Annotated in this window: 25 protein-coding genes; 6 read left to right on the plus strand and 19 right to left on the minus strand. The window is 57.4% G+C overall.

Annotation, left to right across the window (positions count from 1 at the left end):
- Window positions 1-22 precede the first annotated feature (22 nt).
- Complete coding sequence (locus ABLQ08_RS30625) at window positions 23-1,408, plus strand: multicopper oxidase family protein (RefSeq protein WP_352950448.1); 1,386 nt, start codon at window positions 23-25, stop codon at window positions 1,406-1,408.
- A gap of 8 nt (window positions 1,409-1,416) precedes the next feature.
- Here the strand turns inward: ABLQ08_RS30625 and ABLQ08_RS30630 are convergent, their stop codons facing one another.
- The 6 genes from ABLQ08_RS30630 to ABLQ08_RS30655 all read right to left on the minus strand — a co-directional run bounded on the left by ABLQ08_RS30630 (window position 1,417) and on the right by ABLQ08_RS30655 (window position 5,755).
- Window positions 1,417-1,737 carry a hypothetical protein gene (locus tag ABLQ08_RS30630; protein ID WP_352950450.1) on the minus strand — a complete coding sequence of 107 codons (321 nt, stop codon included), beginning with the start codon at window positions 1,735-1,737 and terminating at the stop codon, window positions 1,417-1,419.
- 233 nt (window positions 1,738-1,970) lie between these two features.
- The gene (locus ABLQ08_RS30635) at window positions 1,971-2,243 is read right to left on the minus strand and encodes a hypothetical protein (RefSeq protein WP_352950452.1); all 273 of its coding nucleotides are present in this window, start codon (window positions 2,241-2,243) and stop codon (window positions 1,971-1,973) included.
- A gap of 377 nt (window positions 2,244-2,620) precedes the next feature.
- Window positions 2,621-4,057, minus strand: coding sequence for an alanine/glycine:cation symporter family protein (locus tag ABLQ08_RS30640; protein WP_352950453.1), 1,437 nt, complete (start codon window positions 4,055-4,057; stop codon window positions 2,621-2,623).
- A 226-nt stretch (window positions 4,058-4,283) separates the two neighbouring features.
- The gene (rplT, locus tag ABLQ08_RS30645) at window positions 4,284-4,643 is read right to left on the minus strand and encodes a 50S ribosomal protein L20 (RefSeq protein ID WP_352950455.1); all 360 of its coding nucleotides are present in this window, start codon (window positions 4,641-4,643) and stop codon (window positions 4,284-4,286) included.
- 26 nt (window positions 4,644-4,669) lie between these two features.
- On the minus strand, window positions 4,670-4,867 hold the full coding sequence (rpmI, locus tag ABLQ08_RS30650) for a 50S ribosomal protein L35 (protein ID WP_023002610.1): 198 nt from the start codon (window positions 4,865-4,867) through the stop codon (window positions 4,670-4,672).
- A gap of 273 nt (window positions 4,868-5,140) precedes the next feature.
- A complete protein-coding gene (locus ABLQ08_RS30655; protein ID WP_352950458.1) occupies window positions 5,141-5,755 on the minus strand; it encodes an FMN-dependent NADH-azoreductase in 615 nt (204 codons plus the stop codon).
- A gap of 97 nt (window positions 5,756-5,852) precedes the next feature.
- Between ABLQ08_RS30655 and ABLQ08_RS30660 the strand changes: the two genes are divergently transcribed.
- Window positions 5,853-6,752, plus strand: a complete 900-nt coding sequence (locus ABLQ08_RS30660) for a LysR family transcriptional regulator (RefSeq protein ID WP_352950460.1) — start codon at window positions 5,853-5,855, stop codon at window positions 6,750-6,752.
- A gap of 240 nt (window positions 6,753-6,992) precedes the next feature.
- Window positions 6,993-7,592: a sulfotransferase family 2 domain-containing protein gene (locus ABLQ08_RS30665; RefSeq protein ID WP_352950462.1), complete on the plus strand. Its 600-nt coding sequence runs from the start codon at window positions 6,993-6,995 to the stop codon at window positions 7,590-7,592.
- Window positions 7,593-7,970: 378 nt separating this feature from the next.
- Here ABLQ08_RS30665 and acuI read toward each other — a convergent pair whose 3' ends face one another.
- The 5 genes from acuI to ABLQ08_RS30690 are packed head-to-tail and all read right to left on the minus strand — an operon-like array spanning window position 7,971 to window position 13,180.
- On the minus strand, window positions 7,971-8,963 hold the full coding sequence (acuI, locus tag ABLQ08_RS30670) for an acryloyl-CoA reductase (protein ID WP_352950464.1): 993 nt from the start codon (window positions 8,961-8,963) through the stop codon (window positions 7,971-7,973).
- A 14-nt stretch (window positions 8,964-8,977) separates the two neighbouring features.
- Entirely contained in the window at window positions 8,978-10,612 is a 1,635-nt protein-coding gene (locus tag ABLQ08_RS30675; protein WP_352950465.1) for an AMP-binding protein, read from the minus strand.
- Window positions 10,609-11,736 (minus strand): dimethylsulfoniopropionate demethylase, encoded by a 1,128-nt coding sequence (locus ABLQ08_RS30680; protein ID WP_352950467.1) that lies wholly within the window; start codon window positions 11,734-11,736, stop codon window positions 10,609-10,611. Before ABLQ08_RS30680 ends, ABLQ08_RS30675 begins: the two co-directional genes overlap by 4 nt.
- 12 nt (window positions 11,737-11,748) lie before the next feature.
- Window positions 11,749-12,375: a DUF1326 domain-containing protein gene (locus tag ABLQ08_RS30685; RefSeq protein ID WP_352950468.1), complete on the minus strand. Its 627-nt coding sequence runs from the start codon at window positions 12,373-12,375 to the stop codon at window positions 11,749-11,751.
- Window positions 12,376-12,385: 10 nt separating this feature from the next.
- On the minus strand, window positions 12,386-13,180 hold the full coding sequence (locus tag ABLQ08_RS30690) for a DUF2182 domain-containing protein (RefSeq protein ID WP_352950470.1): 795 nt from the start codon (window positions 13,178-13,180) through the stop codon (window positions 12,386-12,388).
- Between the two features lie 175 nt (window positions 13,181-13,355).
- Here ABLQ08_RS30690 and ABLQ08_RS30695 point away from each other — a divergent pair, with 175 nt between their 5' ends.
- From ABLQ08_RS30695 to ABLQ08_RS30705, 3 genes are all read left to right on the plus strand, one after another.
- The gene (locus tag ABLQ08_RS30695; protein ID WP_352950472.1) at window positions 13,356-14,087 is read left to right on the plus strand and encodes a FadR/GntR family transcriptional regulator; all 732 of its coding nucleotides are present in this window, start codon (window positions 13,356-13,358) and stop codon (window positions 14,085-14,087) included.
- An 84-nt stretch (window positions 14,088-14,171) separates the two neighbouring features.
- The gene (locus ABLQ08_RS30700) at window positions 14,172-14,711 is read left to right on the plus strand and encodes a hypothetical protein (protein ID WP_352950474.1); all 540 of its coding nucleotides are present in this window, start codon (window positions 14,172-14,174) and stop codon (window positions 14,709-14,711) included.
- A 196-nt stretch (window positions 14,712-14,907) separates the two neighbouring features.
- Window positions 14,908-15,054 (plus strand): hypothetical protein, encoded by a 147-nt coding sequence (locus tag ABLQ08_RS30705; protein ID WP_352950476.1) that lies wholly within the window; start codon window positions 14,908-14,910, stop codon window positions 15,052-15,054.
- 19 nt (window positions 15,055-15,073) lie between these two features.
- Here the strand turns inward: ABLQ08_RS30705 and hpaI are convergent, their stop codons facing one another.
- The 8 genes from hpaI to ABLQ08_RS30745 form a co-directional block, all read right to left on the minus strand.
- Complete coding sequence (gene hpaI, locus ABLQ08_RS30710; RefSeq protein ID WP_352950478.1) at window positions 15,074-15,853, minus strand: 4-hydroxy-2-oxoheptanedioate aldolase; 780 nt, start codon at window positions 15,851-15,853, stop codon at window positions 15,074-15,076.
- A 12-nt stretch (window positions 15,854-15,865) separates the two neighbouring features.
- Complete coding sequence (gene hpaH / locus ABLQ08_RS30715) at window positions 15,866-16,672, minus strand: 2-oxo-hept-4-ene-1,7-dioate hydratase (RefSeq protein WP_352950479.1); 807 nt, start codon at window positions 16,670-16,672, stop codon at window positions 15,866-15,868.
- Complete coding sequence (locus tag ABLQ08_RS30720; RefSeq protein WP_352950481.1) at window positions 16,669-17,520, minus strand: fumarylacetoacetate hydrolase family protein; 852 nt, start codon at window positions 17,518-17,520, stop codon at window positions 16,669-16,671. The genes hpaH and ABLQ08_RS30720 overlap by 4 nt, the downstream gene beginning before the upstream one ends.
- Window positions 17,521-17,635: 115 nt before the next feature.
- Entirely contained in the window at window positions 17,636-19,102 is a 1,467-nt protein-coding gene (gene gabD, locus ABLQ08_RS30725) for an NADP-dependent succinate-semialdehyde dehydrogenase (RefSeq protein WP_352950579.1), read from the minus strand.
- 19 nt (window positions 19,103-19,121) lie between these two features.
- Window positions 19,122-20,102 (minus strand): 3,4-dihydroxyphenylacetate 2,3-dioxygenase, encoded by a 981-nt coding sequence (gene hpaD, locus ABLQ08_RS30730; protein WP_352950483.1) that lies wholly within the window; start codon window positions 20,100-20,102, stop codon window positions 19,122-19,124.
- Window positions 20,103-20,124: 22 nt separating this feature from the next.
- The gene (gene hpaD / locus ABLQ08_RS30735; protein ID WP_352950485.1) at window positions 20,125-20,979 is read right to left on the minus strand and encodes a 3,4-dihydroxyphenylacetate 2,3-dioxygenase; all 855 of its coding nucleotides are present in this window, start codon (window positions 20,977-20,979) and stop codon (window positions 20,125-20,127) included.
- Window positions 20,980-21,018: 39 nt separating this feature from the next.
- On the minus strand, window positions 21,019-22,533 hold the full coding sequence (hpaE, locus tag ABLQ08_RS30740; protein ID WP_352950487.1) for a 5-carboxymethyl-2-hydroxymuconate semialdehyde dehydrogenase: 1,515 nt from the start codon (window positions 22,531-22,533) through the stop codon (window positions 21,019-21,021).
- 3 nt (window positions 22,534-22,536) lie between these two features.
- On the minus strand, window positions 22,537-22,923 hold the full coding sequence (locus tag ABLQ08_RS30745) for a 5-carboxymethyl-2-hydroxymuconate isomerase (RefSeq protein ID WP_352950489.1): 387 nt from the start codon (window positions 22,921-22,923) through the stop codon (window positions 22,537-22,539).
- Window positions 22,924-22,931 lie beyond the last annotated feature (8 nt).

The following is a 22,931-nucleotide window of genomic DNA, read 5'->3' on the forward strand; positions in this document are numbered from 1 at the left end:
GCCCGTTTTCTATGAGGTTTTCATGCTCGATCTTTCGAGGCGAGAGTTCCTGCTCGGGAGCGCCGGAACTGCCGCGGCCTTCGCTGTCGGTGGGGTAGCGGCAAGCCATGCAGCTGCCGCGGATCACGCGCTTACGCTTGCCAATCTCGACCATCGCATCATGCCCGATGCGGTAACGAAAAACATGATGAGTTTTTCGCCGGACGGACCGCCTCCGGTCCTGCGCTTCAGACAGGGACAGAAAACATCCGTCGATGTCACGAACAATCTTGATGAAGCGTCTGTTGTTCACTGGCACGGCTTCAGAATTGCCAACGCCATGGATGGCGTTCCCTATCTGACGCAATACCCGATCGAAGCAGGTCAGTCCTTTCGATACGAGTTCACTCCTCCGGACGCAGGTACATATTGGTACCACCCTCACTGCAACACATTGGAGCAGATGGCCCGCGGCCTGACAGGCGTCATGGTGGTGGAAGAGGATGAGGATCCCGGCTTCGATCATGATTTGCCGTTGAACATTCGTGACTTCAGGTTGGGAGGCGACCGCCAGTTTACTTCGCTTTTCAAGCCAAGAAGCGCGGCAAGAAGCGGAACGCTCGGAACCGTGTCGACGGTAAACTGGGAGACGGATCCGGTTTTTGAACTGGAAGCAGGCAGCCTTGTCCGACTGCGACTTGCGATAACCGATGTCACCCGAGTCGGCACCTATGACATTGCCGGCGGCGAGGCACGGGTGATCGCAATCGATTCCAATCCCCTGCCGGAACCTTTGCCCGCGACCGATATTCTTCTGTCACCGGGGCAACGTGCCGATGTCGCATTGCGGGTTCCCGACAGCGAAGACGACGTCGTCAATCTCGTGCTCAAGCGAAGCAACGGCAACAGGGTGGTGGCGCGTTTCAAGCCGAAAGGGGCGAGCGCGAAGCGTGACCTAAGGGAACTCAGGCCGCTGCCACAGAACCCGGTGAAGCTGCCGGATCTCAATAACGCTGAGGTGATGGAGTTTGTCTTTGGTTGGTCTCCGGAAGGAGACGCGCCTCAGTCCAGCCTGTGCGGAACGCTTGGTTATACGTTCTGGTCGATCAACCGAAAGGCATGGCCGGGAGATCTGCCCGGGCCGTTCGATCCATTGGCAACAATGAAACTGGGCAAGTCCTATATTTTGCGTCTTCGCAATGAAACGCCGAACGATCACCCGATCCACCTGCACGGGGTGTCTTTTCAGTTGCTCAGGTCAAACAAGCGCAAGCTGCCGCCACTGATTACCGATACGGCGCTGCTCCAGAAGGAAGAAACGATGGATGTGGCATTGGTTGCGGATAACCCCGGTGACTGGGCGTTCCATTGCCATGTGATCGAACACCAGAAAACCGGACTTGCCGGTTTCCTGAGGATCGACGGGTAACAGCCAGGTCAGGCGGTCAGCGAAACGGTGTAGGAATCTTCTTCCTGCTCCTGCGCGGCGGCCTGGTACTGTTGCACGTGCAAGTGCCGCTCCATCCGGGTTTCAGGGTGGTCCGGATGGCTTGCCAGAAGCTGTATGGCGTACGCCGCATGTGCGCCGTGGCTGGTTTCACGCTGCAGTGCGGCAGAGGCGAGATGGGCGGGGATCATTGCCATGTCGCCGAAACGGCCGTTCGCGGTGGAGGTCTGCTTCTCGTCTGAAGCGGGTGCGACGGTCGGCTTCTGCCGGATGCGCAGTGCGTGAATTGCGGATACTGGGGTCACTTGCATGTTCAAACTCCGTGGCGGGCCAGTCCGTGGCCAATCTTGTCGGAGGTCCGGGTGGTTCCCGGATCTGTATTCAATGTAGGAATTACCGCTGAAATTAAATGTGTTGCACGTCACACATTGTCATAACTGGCAATCAAGCCGCTGTGACCGGGCAAAAAGAAACCCGGAGCAATGCTCCGGGCTGAAGGTATCCAGTGGTACATCTGGAAACTTGAAAACTTGTGGACCGGGTCCTAACGCTCGGTCTTGATCAGGTGTCCTGCGGACCTTTGGCGCGGCAACGCTGCCGTTTCGCGATAGCTGTTGATGCCATTGAGTGGCTCAGTCTGCCGGCGCAGTCTTGTCTGTGGCTCGCCATCACGCGTGGCAATCAAATGGGCGAGGAAAACCGAGTTGGGACGATAGTGCGTGGCAAAAGCCTTCTGCTCCCGTTCGAAGGCGGGCTGCAGCGGTACTGGAAGATGCGAGGCAAAATCTTTCTGGCGTTCGGTTTCCGTCTCTCCCACAGAGGGACGTTTCCGCCTCACATTGGCACGACCTGCCGAAGTTACCGGGTTCACTCGCACGATTTAATGCCTCGTTGTTTCAGAATGGCACGATGGGTGCCGTCTTGCCTGAAACGTCGCAACCGCCATGCCACTTTGGGCTGGCATTAACAATTTAGGTGCAGAGTTTGGCCAAAAGAGGATCGCAAATGTTAACAATGGTGTGAGGCCGGGACACATTTCGATCACGCGGGACGGAGCAGGCGTTTGTTGAATCCCGCTTGAGGCCGGTCAGTTCCCCCGCTTCGCTCAAATCCCTGATGACGAAGCATTAACCAAATACGCAGCCCGAAAGGCCGCGTATTCCGATCAGGGCAGTGCGTTCAGATGCCCCCGTTTCAATCGTCGTCGGGCAGTTTGCCGGTCCAGGCAGTGCGATCGATGTCGAGGTCCGTATAGTCGTCCGGATTCAGCACCGGCCTTGCAACACCTTCGCTTAGCTGGGTCTTGAAATCCTTCAGAATGCGAAGGGCTGTCGGGAAAAGCATCAACAAAGCCAAGAGATTGACGACAGCCAGAACACCCATCAACGGGTCGGAGAAGAAAAAGACCGCGGCCGCGTTGGGGGCAGTCGCGCCAAGAAACACGATCGCGATCACGAACCAGCGCAGACCATGCACCCATGCGGAATTCCTGGACATGAAGGTGAGGGCGTTCTCGCCGAGATAGTAGTTGTAGATGATCGAGCTGAAGGCGAAGAGCAGCAGGGCCGCCGTCAGGAAGTAGCTTGTCCATCCGCCGAGATGGGATGCCAGGGACTGTTGTGTCAAAACGATACCGTCAACATCTTCGCTTCCGGGTTGGTAGACATCGCCGAGCAGGATGATGAAGGCGGTGCAGGAACAGATGATGATCGTATCGATGAAGACCGAAAAGGACTGGGTGATGCCCTGGCTGATCGGGTGCCTGACGCGGGCCGTCGCGGCCACATTGGGGGCGGAGCCAAGGCCGGCTTCATTGGAAAACAGACCGCGCTGCAGGCCTTGCTGGATCGCGACACCCATGCCGCCACCGACCAGTTCTTCAAAGCCGAAGGCATTGGCGACAATCATGTAGATCACGCGAGGCAGTTCGGTGATATTGACCAGGATGGCCAGAAGCGCGAGCAGGATGTAGCCGACTGCCATGATCGGAACGATGACGTCCGCCGTCTTTGCGATCCTGTGAATGCCACCATAGACGATCGCGCCCGTCAGAATTGCCAGAAACACACCGCTCCACAATCTGTCGATGCCGAGACTTTCCTGAACGGCGCCGGCAACCGTGTTGCCCTGAAAAGCGTTGAAGCCGATTGCGAAGGACGCGATCAGGCAGATGGCGTAAAGCACTGCCAGCCAGCGGAAATCCTCTCCCAGACCATGAATGATCGTTCGGGCAGGGCCACCTCGATAGGCACCGTCGCCGGTTGAGCGTTTGTATAACTGAGCGAGTGAGCATTCGATCAGGCTGGTGCACATGCCGACGAGTGCGATCGCCCACATCCAGAAGACGGCACCGGGTCCGCCCAGAGAGATGGCGACAGCGACGCCTGCAATATTGCCGCCGCCGACACGTCCGCCGACGGAAAGCAACAAGGCCTCACGCGCGGAAATCGCTTTCTGATCCTCGGTCTGGTTCTTCGAGGACAGGACACGAAACATGCGTTTGAAAAACCGGATCTGCGCAAACCCGGTAACGATGGTAAAGAACAACCCTATGACGACCAGAAAAGGTATCAGGGCAAAGCCCCAGGTAAGGTCGCCTATCAATCCGAACAGATTTTCAAGAAATTGCATGTCTGCCGCACTCCCGCATCGCTTGGAAAGGCCGATACCGGAAAGCGTAATCGCTTGCCGTAAGGTTATGCAACTCCTGAATTAATTTTGCATCGCAGCAACTCTGGGGAGTTTGGGCGACGGCGACCTCAACGTCGCAGATCCCCGGGTCATGCGCACTGGAACGCGAAAAAAAAGCGCGGTCCAAAGGACCGCGCTCTTGGAATTTCAGTTTGGATCGAAATCCTTAGGCAGCCAGTGCACCCTGTGCCTGGTCAACCAGAGCCTTGAAGGCATCCGGCTGATTGATGGCCAGGTCGGACAGAACCTTGCGGTCGACTTCGATGCCGGCCTTGTTCAGGCCGTCGATGAAGCGGCCATAGGTCATGCCGTGCTGACGGGTAGCCGCGTTGATGCGCTGGATCCAGAGCGAACGGAAGTTGCGCTTCTTGGTCTTGCGGTCGCGGTAGGCGTATTGTCCTGCCTTCTCCACGGCCTGCTTGGCGACGCGGATGGTATTCTTGCGGCGGCCATAGTAGCCCTTGGCAGCCTTCAGAACTTTTTTGTGACGAGCGTGGGCGGTTACGCCCCGTTTGACGCGTGACATTTAGATGATCTCCTTCGGGGCTGGCGTTATGCGTACGGCAGGAACTGCTTCACGATCTTTGCATCCTGGTCGCTCAGCGTGGTGGTGCCACGGGCGTTACGGATGAACTTGTTCGTGCGCTTGATCATGCCATGGCGCTTGCCGGCCTGCGCGGTTTTCACCTTGCCGGTCGCGGTCACTTTAAAGCGCTTTTTGGCGCCGGACTTCGTTTTCAGCTTGGGCATTTTGCATCCTTTCCTTTGTGCATCTGTCAAAAGACAGACACTCTTTTGTTGGTGCATTCAGAGCCGACACGGCATGCCCTTGGTTGTCATGAATGGCTGCGTTCAGAACACAGAAAACCAGTCCACGACGAGCCGGACGACTCTGGACCGGGCGCTTATATGGGAGGTTTCCGCCGAATGCAACCGGATTCAGCGCTTAAGAGCCGAATTGCCGGTCCGATTTTGTCGCGAGCATCCAGTTGCTTCGGTTGTTGTTTTCCGGCAGCTGGTCTGTCAGGCAGCCAGCTGACATTCCTTCTTCGCTGCTTCAACGTTGACTGCAACCGTGTCGGCATCCGCCGTAGTGCCCTGAACGGAGATGAAGCGGATATCGGTGATGCCGAGGAAAGACAGCAGGAACTGTAAGTACGGTTGAACAAAATTGGCTGCGGCAAAAGGCTCTCCCTCCAGATAACCCTCAGCACCATAGGCGCAAACAACGACCGCACGCCTGGTTCGTGCAAGGCCTCTGAAAGCACCATCTTCATAAGCAAAAGTGTGACCCATCCGCACGACCTGATCGATCCAGGCCTTCAGGGCAGCAGGCACACTGAAATTGTAGATAGGAGCGGTGATCAGCAAAGTGTCTGCTTGTTGAAGTTCGTCGATCAGGCTGTCGGAAAGTGATGTCGCTTCCCGCAAGTCTGCCGTCATGGCAGCGTCGGGCGTGTAAAAGCCTTCGATTGTTTTCTGGCTGATGAGCGGGATGGAGCCGTCGGATACATGACGGTTCACGACACGGCAGTCCGGATATTTGTTCCTGAAGCAGCCTTCAAAATGATCGGCAATCTCGGTGGAATGTGACCCTGTTTGTCGTGAACTGGAATTTATGCGCAGAAGCAAAGTCATTTGAGTTTCTCCATTGATTGATGGGTCTCAGTTTATTTCTGCGATATCTTCAGAAAAATGCCGCATGATCCCTCATAATCGTGCATAAATTGCACGAATGGATATTCAATCACTCAAGACCATTCTTCTGGTGAAGGACCTGGGCAGCATTGCCGCTGCCGCCAGGGCGCTTGACCTCGACGCGTCCAAGGTTTCCCGGGTTGTTGCGGGTGTTGAGCGCGAGCTTGGACTTCGGCTCTTTCAACGCAGCACCCGCAAACTGGCAGCCACTGACGAAGGCGATCAGTATCTGCGCCGGATTGCGCCGCTGGTGGAAGAACTGGAAGCTGCTGGAGCGGAAGTCGCCTCGAAGGGGGGATTGCTCCAAGGTACGATCCGGCTCACCGCGTCGGTGGCCTTTGTGCAGGAAGGCATTCTGCCGGTCCTGCCCAAATTCCAGCAAATGTATCCGGATCTCACCGTCGAGCTTTATCCTGCAGATCACAATCTCGACCTTCTGGCTGAAGGTCTGGATCTGGCAGTACGCCTTGCCGCTGCGCCGAAAGGTGATCTGATATCAACAAAGCTTCTTACAACCCACTATCGAGTCGTGGCGGCGCCCGAGTATCTGGAGCAGGTGGCGCCGGTTGGTCACCCCTCCGACCTGACCGCGCTGAATTGCCTGTGTTTTGCGTTCCCCGGGTTCAAGAAGTCCTGGCTCTTCAGGCAAAATGGCTCTGATCCGTTTCCTGTCGAAGTTTCCGGCAAAACCGTCATTGCCAGCGCGCCATCGTTGCGTGAAGCAGCGCGACTTGGCATGGGGGCAGCCCTGTTGCCGGACTGGCTGATCCGAAACGACCTGAAGTCCGGGCGTCTGGTTGATCTCTTTCCTGAATTTGAATGCGCGGCTTTTGATTTCGAAACCGCCGCCTGGATCCTCTATCCCAGCCGGAGCTATCTGCCACGTAAGGTTCGCGTTATGATAGAATTTCTCAAGGAAACGCTTGGTTTGCCGTAACGAATCTGAATGCGATTTTACATCTACAGATTGTTTTTATTGATCAAATATTATTATCTAATTCATGATTTTCGATAGTAACTTTCATAAGTTTCAGAAATGTTTGTCCGCTATAGTTGTCCACTGATAAATTGCTATCGCATGCTTTGCTATACCTGTGATTGCAAACTTATAGGTTGTGTATAATCATCTTGTGATTGAATATTTTTTACGAATCAATCTCAGGGTTTCGATGGTTTTATGAATCCGAACATTTGCCATGAACGGGGCGTGGTTTTCGTTCACAACCCAAAAACCGCAGGAATGAGTTTCCGAAAATGGTTGGGTTTTACCGGTGTGGTGAATCATGGTGTGCCGACGGTGAACGTTCCCTACCAGCTTTGGAACAAATACACTGTCATCGTGGTCGTTCGAGACCCGATGGAACGAGCAATCTCCTGCTACAGGTTCCTGACTCACGAAAGCTACGCAGGTGGTCTCAAAAAAGCATATCCGGATCTGTCGCAATGGGATCCGTTGACATTCTTCAGACGCATAACCAGCGAACAGCTGTATATTCTTGCGTGCCAATACAAGTACACACAACACCTTCAGTCAAACAAAGGTCCTGACTTTCTCTTCAAGTTTGAGGATATGGATACGACACGACTCGCAAAACATCTTGATATCGAGACTCCTTTTCCAAGAGAGAACATTGGAAAAAGCAGAGCTTTCGTAGAGCTTACCGAAGATCTTTATTACAGCTTGATAGATTACTTTAAGGTGGACTACCTACTCTTCAATTATAAACCAAAGCCCTATAAGGAATTCCTGCTTAGACAAGAAATGCTTGTGGGATGACCGCGCGCGCTTGGCAGTGTGCAGATGCAAGGCGTGTGATGAAGTCAACAGGATTGGTTTAATGCGTTACCACCGCCATGCGGTCGTCGTGTGACCCTCACGGAATCTCTACAACGATGACCAGCAAGTCTTTGAACGTTGCGGGCTGGATTATTTCGAGATCAGTGAATTAAACGATGATGGAACATACCCGATGTTCGGGTAAGCCCTCTCTCCTGGGGAGAGAGGGCAAGGCTCCAATATTTCGAAAAATCTTTTCTCTCACCCGGTGTTCAGCGCCGGCATTTCCAGTGGGGAGAGGCTAAGGCGCTGCGGGTTGCAGCTGACATTGACCGCAAATCGGGCAGGGTGTCGCGAGTTTTTGTCTGCCAGCGTCGCTCATGCATTCACATCGACAACGACGCGGCCCTTGACCTGACCCTTCAAGATGTCAGCACCGAGCTTTGGCAGACCTTCCAGCGTTGCCGGCTGGATCATGGCCTCAAGCTTGTCCATCGGCAGATCCTTTGCCAAACGCTCCCAGGCGCGAACGCGGGCATCATAAGGCTTCATGACACTGTCGATGCCCAAGAGGTTCACGCCGCGCAGCAGGAAGGGAATAACCGTCGCCGGTAGCGCTGCACCACCGGCCAGCCCGACGGCGGCAACGGAAGCGCCGTATTTCATCTGCCCGAGAACCCTTGCAAGCATCGCTCCGCCGACCGCATCGATGCATCCGGCCCAGGTTTCAGCCTCCAGTGGACGTTTGACGGTCTCGTTGACATCGTCGCGCGGCACGATGCGGCTGGCGCCGAGAGATTTCAGATAGTCCCAAGTGCTTTCCCGCCCGGTGACGGCAGCAACTTCATAGCCGAGATTCGCCAGGATCGCGGTTGCGACCGACCCGACGCCTCCGGCTGCACCTGTTACCAGAACAGGTCCGTCCTCAGGCTTCAGGCCATGGTCTTCCAGGGCCATCACGGCCAGCATGGCAGTGAACCCGGCAGTGCCGACGGCCATGGCGTTGCGTGTGGTCAGCCCGTCGGGAAGCGGAACCAGCCACTCGCCTTTGACGCATGCCTTCTGGGCGTAACCGCCCCACCAGACTTCGCCGACGCGCCAGCCGGTCAGCACGACCTTGTCTCCCGGCTTGTACCACTCGTCCGAGCTTTCTTCGACGGTGCCGGCGAAGTCGATCCCCGGTACGTGGGGGTAGTTGCGCACCAGTCCGCCGCCAGGCCCCACGCAGAGCCCGTCCTTGTAGTTCAGGGTCGAATACTCCACCGCAACGGTGACATTGCCATCCGGCAGACGGCTTTCCTCGATCTCCTGAATGGATGCGCTGGTCTTGCCCTCGACATCCTTGTCAACGATGAGTGCCTTGAAAGTCATGTGATTACGCCCTGTTAACTGGTCTTGCTTGCGATCGTCCTGGCCTCCTGGCGCAGAACAAATTTCTGGATTTTTCCGGTTGCCGTCTTCGGCAACTCGGTAAAGACGATCTTCTTCGGCCGCTTGAAACCGGCCATCTGTTCCTTGCAGAAGGCGATCAGACTGTCTTCGGTCGCCTGACTGTCTTCCTTCAGTTCAACGAAGGCGCAGGGAACCTCGCCCCACCGTTCATCCGGCAATGCGACGACGGCGGCCAGAACCACGTCCGGATGCCGGTGGAGAACGCCCTCGACTTCGACCGACGAGATGTTTTCGCCGCCGGAGATGATCACGTCCTTCAGCCTGTCCCTGATCTGGATGTATCCGCTCGGATGGCGCACCGCTGCGTCTCCCGACCTGAAAACCCCACCGGCCAGAGCTTCTTCGGTCGCTTCGGGGTTCTTGTAATAGCCCTTCATGACCGTGTTGCCGCGAACGACGATTTCCCCCTGGGTTTCACCGTCCGAAGGAACAGACACACCGGTGTCGCGGTCAATGACGTCGATAGTTTCCGTCATCGGGAAGCCGACGCCCTGCCAGGACTGCAATTCGGCCTGTTCGTCGGACGTCAGGTCGTCCCATTCCTCCCGCCATAGACACTGCGACACATGTCCGTAGGTCTCCGTGAGCCCATAGACCTGCATGACCTCGAAACCGAGTGCCTTGGTTGCCGCCAGAACCGCGGCCGGAGGCGGAGCCCCTGCGGTCATCACCTTGACCGGATTTTTCAGCGCCGTTCGGTCTGGTTCGGGGGTGTTGACCAGCATCGACAGGACAATCGGAGCGCCGCCGAGATGGGTGACCCCGTGTTCGGCGATCAGGTCGAAAACGGCTTTGCCCGTCACCTGCCGGATGCAGATGATGGTACCGGCGGTCAGTGTCATGGCCCAGGCATGACACCAGCCGTTACAGTGAAACATCGGAACGGTGTAGAGGTAGACCGGGTGACGCGGCAATTCCCAGGCAATGGGTGTTCCCATGCTCATGAGGTAAGCGCCGCGATGGTGATAAACCACACCTTTGGGACGGCCGGACGTTCCGGACGTATAATTGAGGGCGATCGCCTGCCACTCGTCCTCCGGACCCTGCCAGGCGAATGCAGGATCGCCGTCATCAACGAGGTTTTCGTAGGTCATTGTGCCGATCGGTTCGCCGCCCGGGCCATCTCTATCGACAATATTGACCACAGGCAGGTCGTTGCCGTTCAGCTCGAAGGATTCGCCGATGACGTTGGCAAAGGCCGTGTCGGCAATGACCAGCTTCGCGTCACTGTGATCAAGGATGTATGCGACGGTTTCCGGCTCCAGCCGGATGTTGATCGTGTTCAGCACCGCTCCGGTCATTGGAACGGCATAATGCAGTTCAAACAGTTCCGGCGTATTGGCCGCCATAACTGAAACAGTATCGCCAATACCAATACCCTTGGCGCGAAGGCTGGAGGCAACTCTCTTCACACGTTCGTAGACGTTGCCCCAGGCGTACTTTCGATCATTGTAGATGACGGCAAGACGATCCGGAAAAATTGTGGCTGTTCGCTCAAGAAAGGAGAGGGGCGACAGGGCGACATTGTTGGCAGCCTGTTGGGTGAAGGCGTCGTAGTGTTCCCTCATCGTGCGTTCCCCCGATCCGTGAAGGACTTTTCCCACACAGTTGCGGCACGCATGCCGTGGGGCGTATCGACCTGGACCCGTGTCCCGTCGTCCCAATGGGTCATTCGAACCATGCCTACCGCGACATTGATGCCGAAATCGGGTGAATAGGCGGCCGAACTCACGGTGCCGACCTGTTTGCCGTCGGCAATGATCGGCCACAGCTCATCGCAGGCCGGGACCGGATCGCCTTCAATGCCGATGCTGCGGATCTGTCTGACGGGACCTTCGGTGGCGACCCTTAACAGGGCATCCCGCCCCACACATCCGATGGCGGCCTGGGTCTGGCAGAATTTGCCCAGACCGCATTCATGCGGCGTGTTGTTTCGGGTCATGTCGTTGCCATAGGACAACAACAGGCCTTCGATCCGCTCGATCAGGTTGGGGCAGCCTGCACGCACATTCAGATCTTCGCCCGCATCCATCAAGGCATCCCATAGGGGTTCGCCGAGCTCGGAGCCTTCTACATAAAGCTCAAATCCACCCTGCTTCGAATAACCCGAGCGGGCAAGAACCAGTTTCTTTCCCTGAAATTCCACATGCACGAACTGGAAAAAGCGGATCGACCGGACGCTTTCGCCAAATACCCGGGCTGCGAGATCGTCTGCCCTTGGTCCCTGGATCGCGAGGGGCGAAACGTCCGGTTCGTCGATATCGACCTCAAGCCTGTATGCATGGGTAAGCCCCTTGATCCAGAAGAGAAGGTCGCTGTCGGCAATCGAAATCCAGTAGCGGTCTTCCGCCAGTTTTACGGTCACCGGATCGTTCAGCATTCCGCCGGTCTCATCGACCATAGGTGTGTAGAAACACTTGCCGACCGTCATCTTCGACAAGTCGCGCGGCGTCAGCATCTGCGTCAGGCGCGCGGCGTCAGGCCCCCTGATTTCGACCTGCCGTTCGCAAGACACATCCCAAAGCTGGACATGGGTCTTGAGATGCCGGCAGTCCGCCTCGACAGTGTCGAACACCGTCGGCAGCAGCATGTGATTGTAAACGGTGTATGCCTTGACACCGGCTGCCTCAACGCGCCTGGAAAACGGGGTTTTCCGGGTGCGGCGGGAAATCGAAAGAAGCGGGGCCTGCATGCCTGACCCTCCCTATGCGGCCTGTTCTGCGGCGGGACCCGACCAGTCGATCTGACAGATTTCGGCGCTGCGGCCGTCAAAATCCCAGACCCGTCCATAGGCGCGGACACGTCCCTGGTTGGCGGTGGCAACTGTGATGTCCGGTCCCATCCAGTATTCGGTGTTCCTGACCACGATATCCTCGTCCGGATTGCCGCCGGGGACCGGTTCCACTTCGCCCTTGATGGCCTTGCCGACAATCAGGCGGCGCTTCTTGCCTTCGTTGGTGTAGGAGACCGGTGCGCGCTCGGCACCCAGGAATTCGCTCACCAGAACGCGGAAGAGGCCGGTGGTGCCCTTTGCCTGGCCTGAGAAGATCTTCAGGAGCCCGTCATAGGCCGCATCGCTTGCCCGGTCATCGATATAGGCGGCGGCCTTCCAGTTTCCGCGTGCCATCAGGCCGGGAATTTCCAGCACCAGGCCAACATTGAGGCCGGAGAGATCTTCGCCCTCATAGTGACCCTCGTCGATGCGCACACCCGCCCAGGCCTGACAATAGCCCTCGGTGGGTGGATGCTTGCCCAGCGAGACGACGCAGGGGCAAAAGACCGTGCAGTTGCAATTCAGAATAAGTTCGCCGCGAATGGCCCAACCGGACATTCGATCCTCCCTAGAATAGATTTGGTATGAGCGGCAGGGCGACGACAGTCGTCCCTGCGATGAAAAGAAAGACGCCGAGCGGCGCGCTGAGCCTGGCGCCGATCTGCGGGAGTTTTTCCAGCGTCATCAACACCATGGCCAGCCCCATGAAAGCCAGGTTCATGGTGCCGGCAACAAAGGCGAGCAGCATCAGGGCCCAGCAGCAGCCAAGGCACACCACGCCGAGGCGAAGCCCAAGCTTCAAGGCTCCAAGGTTCCCGGGCTGCCAATGGCTGAAGAAGAATGTCATCGGGTTCTGGCAGGCGCTGAGGCAGGCGTTCTTCAGGCTGGAAAACTGATAGAGAGCCGCGACGATCAGGAGCCCGCCTGACAGGACTTCGGATGTTGACCGGCCGAGCGTGTTGAGCAGTCCAAACTCGGTCAGACGGATCTGCAGAAGAGCCGCAACGAACGAAAACCCGAGCCAGACCGAGAGGTAGCCACTGATCAGTGCCGCAAGGGACCGGCCGCTGGCCGCATCGGTATGCGCAAGATCGGAATAGGTCTTGAACGCAGGAAAAGCCGTAGGCGCCATCATGGCCAGGGACATGAGCGACCACATCAGAACGGCAGAGGGAAAACCGGCATCCGCGACGGTGCCCGCGCAAAGCGACAGGAGATAGCCCGGACCCAGCTCCTGCCAGCCGGCTGGAAGCTCAAAGCTCGCCTGCATGGCAAGCAACACGCTCCAGGCCGCCAGAATACCGGCGAAAAACGTCAGCCACAGCAAGCTGTGACCTGGAAACAGTCGTTCAAGCGACAGCACTCGGGTCCTCCCAACATGACCGGTGTTCGACCCGGTTTCGCTAACGCTGCGCCTCGATTGGAAAAAAGTCAAACATTTAATTGTCAGACAATAGTTGGTTTTTGATTGACCGCACCGGTATGCCTCTCTAGGTTTGGGTAAATTTCGCGGGAAATAAGTGTTTCTGGAGGATGCATTGGCGATTGAATTCAACACGATTCAAAAGGAAGGCCTGTCGGTCCAGATCGCCAATGCCATTCGAAACGCCATTCTCGAAGGACGTCTTTCCAGCGAAGAGCGATTGCCGAGTGAGGCGGAGCTGGCGGAACGTTTCGGTGTTTCCCGGTCAACTGTGCGCGAAGCGCTCAAACGGCTCGCCGCGCAGAACCTGATCCGAAGTGAACGCGGGTCTGCCGGCGGCGCATTTGTCAACCGTATGACCTGGGAAGAGGCACAGGCCAACCTGGTCACGGCAACGCGTCTTCTGATCGGCATGAACGATATTCCGCTGGAAGATGCGATCGAAGCACGCTTTGCCCTTGAGACTTCTGCCCTGCCGCTGGCGGCGGAAAAACGCACCGATGTGCACCTTGAAGCCTTGCGTGATGAAATCCGCAGGCAGCGTGATCCGCTGACCAGCGATGAGGATTTCTGCGCGTCGGACGTCTCGTTTCACTCCATCATCGCGGAAGCGACAGGAAATCCTTTGCTGCGCTTCCAGCTGTCGGCTGCTTTTGAATCCATGCAGCCCCTGATGAACATGCTGGTCTATCGATTGCGGGACCGTGAGCGGATCACCGAGCTGCATGAAGCGATGGCTGTGGCGCTTGAAGCAAGGCGAGCCGCAGAGGCTTCAAGCCAATTGGAAGCGCTGGCGACTTACACGAAGGAACTGGCTGCTCAACGCCGCAAACCGCTCAAGTCCTGATCTAAACCCTTTGCCCGGTTCCGCCGTTCAATTGCCCATTTGTTTGCGCAATCTGCGGCAGGTTATAGCCGGGGAGGGTGTGATATGCCTGCCAATCGTCTCGACCTGCCTTCGAATTACAGCGCTGTTCACGTCGTTGGTGTGACGCGGGGTGTCAATAAAATCAGGCCTACCGTCTATTTTGCGACCGGTTCACATTTCACTCAGTCGCACAAGACAGCGAACAATATCGGCTATCATCCACCTCCGGGGCATCATCTGTTTTTCGGAAATGTCAGCGCTATGGAGCTCGATCAGATCAGGGCGCGCGCGCGTGCGGGCAATGGGGTGAAGGAACCGCGCAGGCGAGCGTTGGCTTACTATCAAGGCCTCCTGGCCAAATTCACCGACGGCACAGGGCGAGCCTGTCAGGTGTTGCCGCCGCCACTTGCCCAAAAGCGCAAGGGCCTGGTGCTATTGGAAGTGACGACGGACTGGCTTCATCGTTCCCGATCGGCTTTGGAACCGGTTTCCTACCAGGAAGCGGTGCAGCTCGTCCGCAACATTCGCGGCCGGTCAACCCGGAAGCTGGGGCCTCATCAGGCAACCGGCGAGTATTATTTCGCCGACCACTCCAAGGCCTAGCACAAGTGCAAGGATGATAATCGCGTCAGATCCGGTGTCCGGCTTCGGATCACCGGAACCGCTGCGTGACGTCGCGGCATTGCCTGAGGTGAGTCTAAAGTATAATATAGACTAAAGTCGAATATCGATTCGATGAGCAGAAAGCGGCTGTTCTCCGTGCCGGATCAGATGGCCGCGGCCGAAAAGGAGCAAGCACATGAAATTCTGGAGCTTTGCCGTTGTTGCCCTGATCATTGTCGGAGTTGCCGCCGCAAAGGCAACCAACCCGAACCAGTCTCTCACTCAAACGACGCACTATTCCGGCGTGCCGGTCACGACTTTGCACACGCCTTCGACGCCTTGAAGGCTGTTTGGCCCGGCTTCTATCGGGAAGCGAGCTTCCGGGCCTTGTCCGCATCGGCGCGAATGGCGGAAGCATAAAGCGTGACATCGATGGACGTCGCGGCAAACAGGACACCCAGGTCGATGCACTTTTCCATGAATTCCATGTTGGTGCTCAGAATGCCGGGTGCCTTGCCGGCGTTCTTGATGCGAACAAGGGCATCTTCGATGGCAGCAACAACATCCGGATGCATCGGCTGACCGATATGCCCCATGTCGGCAGCGAGATCCGCAGGCCCGACAAAGACACCATCAACGCCGTCAACAGTCAAAATGTCATCGAGCGCAGCAAGCCCGGCTCTGTTTTCCACCTGCACCAGCAGACAGATTTCCTGATCTGCTGTCGTCAGGTAGTCCTTGATTCCATTGAATTTCGACGCGCGTGCCAATGCGGATCCGACGCCCCGGACACCCTTTGGCGGATATTGCACGGCCGCCACCAGCTGTTCCGCCTGCGCCTTGCTTTCGACCATGGGAATCAGCAGGGATTGGGCACCGGCATCGAGAAACTGCTTGATCATCCAGGTCTCGCCGATGGGCAGTCGGACGACCGGATGGCTATCCGAAGCCTGGATGACCTTCAGCTGCGCCATCATGCTGCGTAGATCGTTGGGGGCGTGTTCGCAGTCGATCAACAGCCAGTCGAATCCGGCAGAGGCAGTGATCTCCGCAACATAGGGATCTGCTAGTCCGACCCAGCACCCCATCTGCCGATGACCGTCCTGCAAGGCCTGTTTGAATGTGTTCTTTGGTGCCGGCATTCTTCAACTCACTTAAGCAAATGAACAGGAAACGCTTCCGAAGGCGCCGAAGTCGGCGTCGATCTCCGTTCCGGAGGGACATTCCACCGGGCGGATGAAGGAGCCGGACAGAACAATGTGCCCTGCCTCGATCTTCTGCCCGTAATCTGCCATGCGTCGGGCCAGCCAGACAACGCTTTCTACCGGATCGTTCAGAACCCCGGCGCCGAGCCCGGTTTCCTCCACCTCGCCGTTTCTGGCTACGATCGCGCCGGTCCAGCGAAGGTCGTGCGCTTCTGGCGCATGCCGTTTGTCACCAAGGACCACGCCGGCATTGGCGGCGTTGTCGGCAATCGTGTCGAAAACCTTTCTAGTCCTTCCGGTCTCCGGATCGGCACGAACGATGCGGGTGTCGAGGATTTCAAGACAGGGACAGACATACCCGGTGGCGTTCAGAATATCCTCACGGCTGACGTCTGAACCGCCAAGGGATGACTTCATGACGAAGGCAATTTCAGCTTCGACGCGAGGTTGAATGAACCGGTTTTCCGGGATGAGACCACCGTTTTCAAATAGCATGTCGTCGAACAGCATGCCGCTATCGGGAACGTCGATCTTGAGCGCATCCTGCATGGCCTTGGAGGTCAGGCCGATTTTCCAGCCGGTTATTCTCCGGCCAGCCTCCAGCTTGCGCCGGGTCAGGGCGTTCTGGATCGCGTAGGCGTCATCCATGTCGAGGTCCGGATGACGGAGCGAGAGCAATCCTGTCTGGGTCCGGGTTCGCTCGGCGTTGAACAGATCTTCGGCCGCCTGGGTTACCTGGGTCGGTGTCAGGCTCATGCCTCGTCCTCCACACCGTTGCGCAGAATGCCGATGCCTTCCACCTCGACTTCGACAACGTCACCGGGTTTCAGATAGCGCGGCGGGTCAAAGCGCGCTCCTGCCCCTGTCGGCGTGCCCGTGACGATGACATCGCCTGGTTTGAGCGTCATGAACGTTGAGATATAGGCGATCTCTTCGCGGATCGGGAACATCATGCGCTTCAGGTAATCGTCCTGGCGCACCTCTCCATTGACGCGCGTGATAATACGCGCCTCGTCCAGTTGTGACGGGTCTTCGAAAGGTACCAGCCAGGGACCCAGTGCACCGGACCTGTCCCAGTTCTTGCCTTGAGTGACGTTGAATTTCGCATGCCGGACCCAGTCGCGAATGGTGCCCTCGTTGCACAGGGTCAGGGTGGCGATGTGGTCATAGGCGTCTTCCGGCTTTATCCGCCGGCCTTCCTTGCCGATGACAATGGCAACCTCGCCTTCGTAATCAAGGGTGTGGTTCTCCGGTGGCCGGATCAAGGGGCGGTCGTGACCGGTAAACCCGCTGGCGAACCTGGGAAAGAGCGACATGTATTTCGGTTGCGCGCTGCCATCCTTGTATTCTGCGTTCCTGTCGGGGAAATTGACCCCGACACAGAGAATACGAGGCGCATTGGGCAGAACCATTTCGTATGAAAATTCAGTATGCGTTGCGGATCTGTCTCTGGCAGCTTCCACCAATGCATTCAGTCCGCCCGCCGCGATGGCGTCATAGAGCGTCGGCCATTGTGAAAATTCCGGCGACAGCGCGATCATGCCCGCGTCTGTCACGGCGCCATAATAGGTCCCACCTTCTGCGGTGTAGGTTGCTAACTTCATGCGATCTTTCTCCAGACGTCGCTGATGACCTCAGCTGCCATCAGGACATCTTCCCGGGTTGTGTTGAATTGTCCGAATGCTTGCCCCAATGGGCGAATTCGTCCCAGTTCATTTGTCACTCCGTCGCCGGATCAATGCCGCCCACACAGAGATACTTCAGCTCGAGAAAATCCTCGAGGCCATAGCGGGAGCCTTCACGCCCGAGGCCCGATGACTTGACCCCGCCGAAAGGGGCCTCCGCCGTTGAAATCAGACCGGTGTTGATGCCAACCATGCCGTATTCGAGGGCCTCGCCAACCCGCCATACCCGCGCCAGGTCGCGGGAATAGAAGTAGGAAGCAAGGCCAAAGGGCGTATCGTTGGCAGCGCGAACGACTTCGCTTTCGGTCTCGAACCTGAAAAGCGGGGCAACAGGGCCGAAGGTTTCCTCCCGTGCAACGGCCATCCCGGCGGTGACGCCGGTCAGAATTGTCGGTTCGAAGAAGGTGCCGCCGAGGCTGTGACGTTGACCGCCCAGAACGACTTTCGCACCTTTCCCGGACGCATCGCTGATGTGGTCTTCAACCTTTCCAACGGCTGCTTCGTCAATGAGCGGCCCGAAAGTGACGCCTTCATCAAAGCCATTTCCTGTCTTCAAGCCGCCGACCCTGACAGCGAGCTTGTCGGCAAAGGCTTCGTAGATGCCCGATTGTACGTAGATCCGGTTGGCGCAAACACAAGTCTGGCCGTTGTTCCGGAACTTGGCAATGATGGCCCCTTCGACGGCCGCATCCAGATCGGCATCGTCAAAAACGATGAAGGGGGCATTGCCGCCGAGTTCGAGTGCAAGCTTCTTGATGGTCGGGGCGCATTGTTCGTATAGCCTGGCGCCAACCTCGGTGCTGCCCGTGAATGTCAGCTTTCTGACCAGAGGATTTGCCGTCATTTCCGCACCGATCCGGCGGGCCGATCCGGTGATCACCGAGAAGATGCCGGCCGGAATTCCGGCCCGTTCCGCCAGAACCGCCAGGGCAATGGCCGAAAAGGGTGTTTGCGACGCCGGTTTGAGGACCATGGAACACCCCGCAGCGAGCGCTGGGCCAGCCTTGCGGGTGATCATGGCATTGGGAAAGTTCCACGGGGTGATTGCTGCCACTACACCGATCGGCTGTTTCAGCACCAGAATGCGTTTGTCCTGCTGGTGGCCAGGAACAATGTCTCCATAGGCCCGGCGGGCTTCCTCAGCGAACCACTGGATAAAGGAGGCGCCATAGGCGATTTCACCTTTGGCCTCGGCCAGAGGCTTGCCTTGCTCTGCTGTCAGAATCGCGCCGAGATCGTCCTGGTGCTGTATCATCAGCTCGTACCAGCGTTGCAGGATCGCCGAACGGTCCTTGGCGGTACGCGCTGCCCAGGCATGGCGCGCTTCTTCGGCAGCGTCGATCGCTTCACGCGTTTCTTCAGCGCCGAGATCGGGAACATGGCCGATCAGGTCGCCGGTTGCGGGATTGCGGACAGCCAGTCCGGTTTCGGGCGTCGCTTCAATCCACCGACCGCCTATGAGGGTGCCCTGCCTGAGCAGGGATGGGTCTTTCAGGTTCAACATGCTTACCTACCTGACCTCACGGAGCTACAATTGGCTGTGCGGCCAGGCTCGGCTCGCGTACGTCCACAGCATCGAACACTGAGCCTTCCTCGAACCAGCTTTTCGGAGCCGGAGCGCCCCAAAGGGTCTGGCGTTGAGGGTCTTTCAGGTCCCATCTGATCGGCTCCAGATCCGGATCAACCGTCTGGTAGTCGGAACAGTAGATCTCGATCCGATGGCCGTCAGGATCGCGGATATAAAGGAAGAAGGCGTTTGAAATGCCGTGGCGACCAGGGCCGCGCTCAATGTTGGAGACCCAACCGGTTGTCGACATGAGATCGAGCAGGTCGATGATGTTGAGAGGTGTCGGCACCCAGAAAGCCGTGTGGTGCAGGCGCGGTCCCCTGCCATTGGTGAAGGCAATGTCATGAACACCGCCCTTGCGATGGGTCCAGGCGGCCCAGAGATGGCCGGTTTTTTCGTCCTCTGTGTATTCGGTCACGCGGAAGCCGAGTTCGTTGTAAAAGGCAACGGATTCATCGACATTCGGCGAGAAACAGTTGAAATGGTCGATGCGCAGAGGCTTCACGCCGCGATAAAGCGCGTATTTCTGGTGAATTGGCGGCAATCGATCCATCTTGCAGTAGAATTCAAGCGGAATGCCATGCGGATCGCGCGTGCGGAATGTGCGTTCCTGGTAAGGACGCTCTACCCATTCCACCGGCAGGTCTTTGGACTTGAAGAAATAGGCCGCCTTGTCGAGGCTGTCTTCATCAAAAACCTTGAAGCCCAGGTCCCGGGCGCAAGCCTGGCCGGCTTTTCTGAGGACAATACAGTGATGGCCCCGTTCTTCCATGGCACGCAGATAGATGGCGTCCGCGGTTTCGTCGGTGACCTGAAGGCCAAGTGTGTCGACATAGAAAGCGCGGCTTTTCGCCAGATCGGTAACCGCCAGTTCCACGTGGCTGAGCCGGACGATGTTGAAAGGCGGGTAGAGATTGGGAGCGGGGACAGGCATCGGATCGGGTATCCTGCTTTTGTTACTGGACCGGGAAAATGACGTTGGTCTGCCCCGTGCCGGAGCTCGGGAAATATTCCGTCACCACTTCGCAATTGGCGGTGTAATTGTCCCAGCCCAGTGCACCGTACAGCATCGCGGTGTCGTGCATGGAGCCTTCGCCGCAGCAATATTCGGCGTATTCCGGCAGCATTTTCAGGAAGGTTGCGTGGTCGCCGTTCTTCCACATCTCCAGAACGTGCAGATCCATCTGCCGGTTGAATTCGGAGGAAATCGTGAACGTGCCGTTGTTGGCGGCATAATCCTTGTTGGCCCAGATCTTGTGTGAAAGCGAGCCGGAAGCAACCAGCAGCACTTTTTCGTCACTGGCTTCCACGGCTTCGCGGATTGCTTCGCCGACGGTCCGGCTTTCGGCGTGATCGTGGACCGTGCACCAGGCGGCAATCGAGACGACCTTCATCTCGTGTTCCCGGCTCATGAAGCGCATGGGAACGAGTGTGCCGTATTCCAGTTCCAGACTGTCCAGATGATGCGCGAGCGTGTGCGTGCCCTTGTCCATCGCGGCTTTTGCGATCGCGTCGCCGAGCTCCGGGTTGCCCTGATAGCTGTAGGGAAGGTTCTGGATGAAATGCGGGAATTCGTTCGACGTGAACAAGCCTTCGAACCGGCTGTTTGCATTGATGTGAAAGCCTGCGTTGATGACCCAGTGGGTATCGCAGATCACGACGGTGGTCGCGCCGAGTTCCTTGGCCCGGCGAGCGATCTCATAGTGCCCGTTGATCGCTGGTTGGCGCTTGCCTTCCACCGGTCCGGGTTGTTCCGACATCAGCATGGTCGGGACATGCGTTACTTTTGCGGCAAGTACTATTTCACCCATTCTATCCTCCCAATTCCTTCAGCAAACAGTGACCGTCGATTACAGCGCGCCGAGACGCGGGATCGCATGCTGGCCTGTTGCGAAGGCGATGTTCTTCTGTTCCATGTAAAATTCGAACGACCAGTCACCACCATCGCGGCCGATGCCGCTGGCCTTTACGCCGCCAAATGGCGTCGGCAGGTGTCGGACGTTTTCTGAATTTACCCAGATCATTCCGGCTTCGAGGCTGTTGGTGAAGCGCAGTGCCCGGGTAAGATCATTGGTCCAGACGTAACCCGTCAGTCCGTAAGGAACGTCGTTTGCGATCTGAAGAGCTTCTTCCTCCGACCCGAAGCGAATGCTGGTCAGAACGGGGCCGAAGATTTCTTCCTGGGCTATGTCCATCTGGTTGTCGGCACCCGTGAACAGGGTCGGATGAACGAAATAACCTTCTTCGCCAATCCGTCTGCCGCCGGCGGCAACCGTCGCTCCATTCCGCCTGGCCGTGTCGAAATAGCTGGTGACCTTGTCGAAATGGGTCTTGTGGATGAGCGGCCCGATCTCGGTCTTCGGATCAAGGGGATGTCCAACCTTGATGTTGTTGACCCGCTCCGTGAGCCTGGTCTCGAACTCCTCCGCGATCGTGTCTTGAACCAGCAGGCGTGAAGACGAGGTGCAGCGTTCGCCATTGAGCGAGTAGATCATGAAAATAGCTGCATCGAGCGCGCGATCCAGATCCGCGTCATCGAACACAATGACCGGGTTTTTCCCGCCCAGCTCAAAATGCACGCGCTTCAGGGTATCTGCCCCCTGCTTCATGATCATTGAGCCTGTGCGGCTTTCACCAACAAAAGCGATTGCCTTGATATCCGGATGCTCGGTCAGTGCCTTGCCGGCGTCCTCGCCGAAACCGTTCACCAGGTTCCAAACGCCTTTCGGCAGACCTGCTTCTTCAGCGATTTCAGCGAGGATACGCGCGGTCAACGGCGAAAATTCCGCCGGTTTGTGGACGACCGTGCAGCCGGCTGCGAGGGCTGGAGCGATCTTCCACGTTGACAGCATGAAAGGTGTGTTCCACGGCGTGATGACACCAACCGGGCCGATCGGTACGCGGGTGGTGACGTTCATCAGGGTGGAGGAGGGCAAGGCCTGACCATCTCTTGCAGCCGTTGCCTTGTCTGCGAAGAAACGGAAGTTTTCAGCACCGCGCAACGCTGCTTTCGACATGAACCTCAACGCCTGACCGGTGTCCCAGCATTCGCAGAGCGCAATTTCCTCCGCGCGGTCGACAATCCTGTCGGCGATGCGGTGCAGGATTTTCTTGCGTTCAGCCGCGGGCATGTCACGCCAGGCGGGAAAAGCTTCCTTTGCAGCTCTTGCTGCGGCGTCAATGTCCGCCGCGCCGCCCTTGGCCACATTGCAGATCAGGCTTTCGTCCACCGGAGAGTGGGTCTGAAATGTCTCTCCCGATTGAGCCGGAACCGTTTCGCCGCCAATCCGGTTCAGAATGCCGCTTGTCCGGAAACGTTCCAGATAGCTGCTCAGTTTTTGAATGTTGTTTTCGAGGTCGGACATTGGTCAGGCTTCTCCCAAATGGTCGCGAATGGTTCCTGTCTTGGGTGAAAGGTCCGGGTCGATGTCCCGCATTTCCAGAGACAGAGCCAGCGAACTCGTTTTCAAGACGGGTTCCAGAAACGCTTTTGCGGCGTCAAACAGTCTTTGTGCTGCGTCGGTTTTCACCTCCTGCGGCCGTCCGGCGCGCAGGCGGACGGAAATATCGATGAATCCGTGCCTCGAGGCGCCATCTGCAATGCTGTAATATTCCGCTTTCAGTGCCCGGACCCGGATGCCGGGCATCGGAAAGGCGGTGATGGTGGCCGCTTCTTCACGCAGGTGCTCGCACAATCCTTGAATGTCGACCCGCTCTTGCAAGTTGGCGGAAAATTCCAGTGTAATGTGCGGCATGGCATTTC

It is taken from the genome of Roseibium sp. SCP14 (assembly GCF_040329475.1).
Lineage (GTDB): Bacteria > Pseudomonadota > Alphaproteobacteria > Rhizobiales > Stappiaceae > Roseibium.

Excerpts from the sequence above, each read along its gene's own strand:
- hpaD (WP_352950485.1), bottom strand. The coding sequence starts at position 20,979 with ATGGGTGAAATAGTACTTGCCGCAAAAGTAACGCATGTCCCGACCATG.
- hpaI (WP_352950478.1), bottom strand. The coding sequence starts at position 15,853 with ATGCCGGCACCAAAGAACACATTCAAACAGGCCTTGCAGGACGGTCAT.
- rplT (WP_352950455.1), bottom strand. The coding sequence starts at position 4,643 with ATGTCACGCGTCAAACGGGGCGTAACCGCCCACGCTCGTCACAAAAAA.
- ABLQ08_RS30625 (WP_352950448.1), top strand. The coding sequence starts at position 23 with ATGCTCGATCTTTCGAGGCGAGAGTTCCTGCTCGGGAGCGCCGGAACT.
- ABLQ08_RS30680 (WP_352950467.1), bottom strand. The coding sequence starts at position 11,736 with ATGCAGGCCCCGCTTCTTTCGATTTCCCGCCGCACCCGGAAAACCCCG.
- ABLQ08_RS30660 (WP_352950460.1), top strand. The coding sequence starts at position 5,853 with ATGGATATTCAATCACTCAAGACCATTCTTCTGGTGAAGGACCTGGGC.
- ABLQ08_RS30655 (WP_352950458.1), bottom strand. The coding sequence starts at position 5,755 with ATGACTTTGCTTCTGCGCATAAATTCCAGTTCACGACAAACAGGGTCA.
- hpaE (WP_352950487.1), bottom strand. The coding sequence starts at position 22,533 with ATGTCCGACCTCGAAAACAACATTCAAAAACTGAGCAGCTATCTGGAA.
- ABLQ08_RS30685 (WP_352950468.1), bottom strand. The coding sequence starts at position 12,375 with ATGTCCGGTTGGGCCATTCGCGGCGAACTTATTCTGAATTGCAACTGC.
- ABLQ08_RS30675 (WP_352950465.1), bottom strand. The coding sequence starts at position 10,612 with ATGAGGGAACACTACGACGCCTTCACCCAACAGGCTGCCAACAATGTC.
- ABLQ08_RS30665 (WP_352950462.1), top strand. The coding sequence starts at position 6,993 with ATGAATCCGAACATTTGCCATGAACGGGGCGTGGTTTTCGTTCACAAC.
- acuI (WP_352950464.1), bottom strand. The coding sequence starts at position 8,963 with ATGACTTTCAAGGCACTCATCGTTGACAAGGATGTCGAGGGCAAGACC.
- ABLQ08_RS30705 (WP_352950476.1), top strand. The coding sequence starts at position 14,908 with ATGAAATTCTGGAGCTTTGCCGTTGTTGCCCTGATCATTGTCGGAGTT.
- hpaD (WP_352950483.1), bottom strand. The coding sequence starts at position 20,102 with ATGCCTGTCCCCGCTCCCAATCTCTACCCGCCTTTCAACATCGTCCGG.
- ABLQ08_RS30640 (WP_352950453.1), bottom strand. The coding sequence starts at position 4,057 with ATGCAATTTCTTGAAAATCTGTTCGGATTGATAGGCGACCTTACCTGG.
- ABLQ08_RS30745 (WP_352950489.1), bottom strand. The coding sequence starts at position 22,923 with ATGCCGCACATTACACTGGAATTTTCCGCCAACTTGCAAGAGCGGGTC.
- ABLQ08_RS30720 (WP_352950481.1), bottom strand. The coding sequence starts at position 17,520 with ATGAAGTTAGCAACCTACACCGCAGAAGGTGGGACCTATTATGGCGCC.
- rpmI (WP_023002610.1), bottom strand. The coding sequence starts at position 4,867 with ATGCCCAAGCTGAAAACGAAGTCCGGCGCCAAAAAGCGCTTTAAAGTG.
- hpaH (WP_352950479.1), bottom strand. The coding sequence starts at position 16,672 with ATGAGCCTGACACCGACCCAGGTAACCCAGGCGGCCGAAGATCTGTTC.
- ABLQ08_RS30630 (WP_352950450.1), bottom strand. The coding sequence starts at position 1,737 with ATGCAAGTGACCCCAGTATCCGCAATTCACGCACTGCGCATCCGGCAG.
- ABLQ08_RS30700 (WP_352950474.1), top strand. The coding sequence starts at position 14,172 with ATGCCTGCCAATCGTCTCGACCTGCCTTCGAATTACAGCGCTGTTCAC.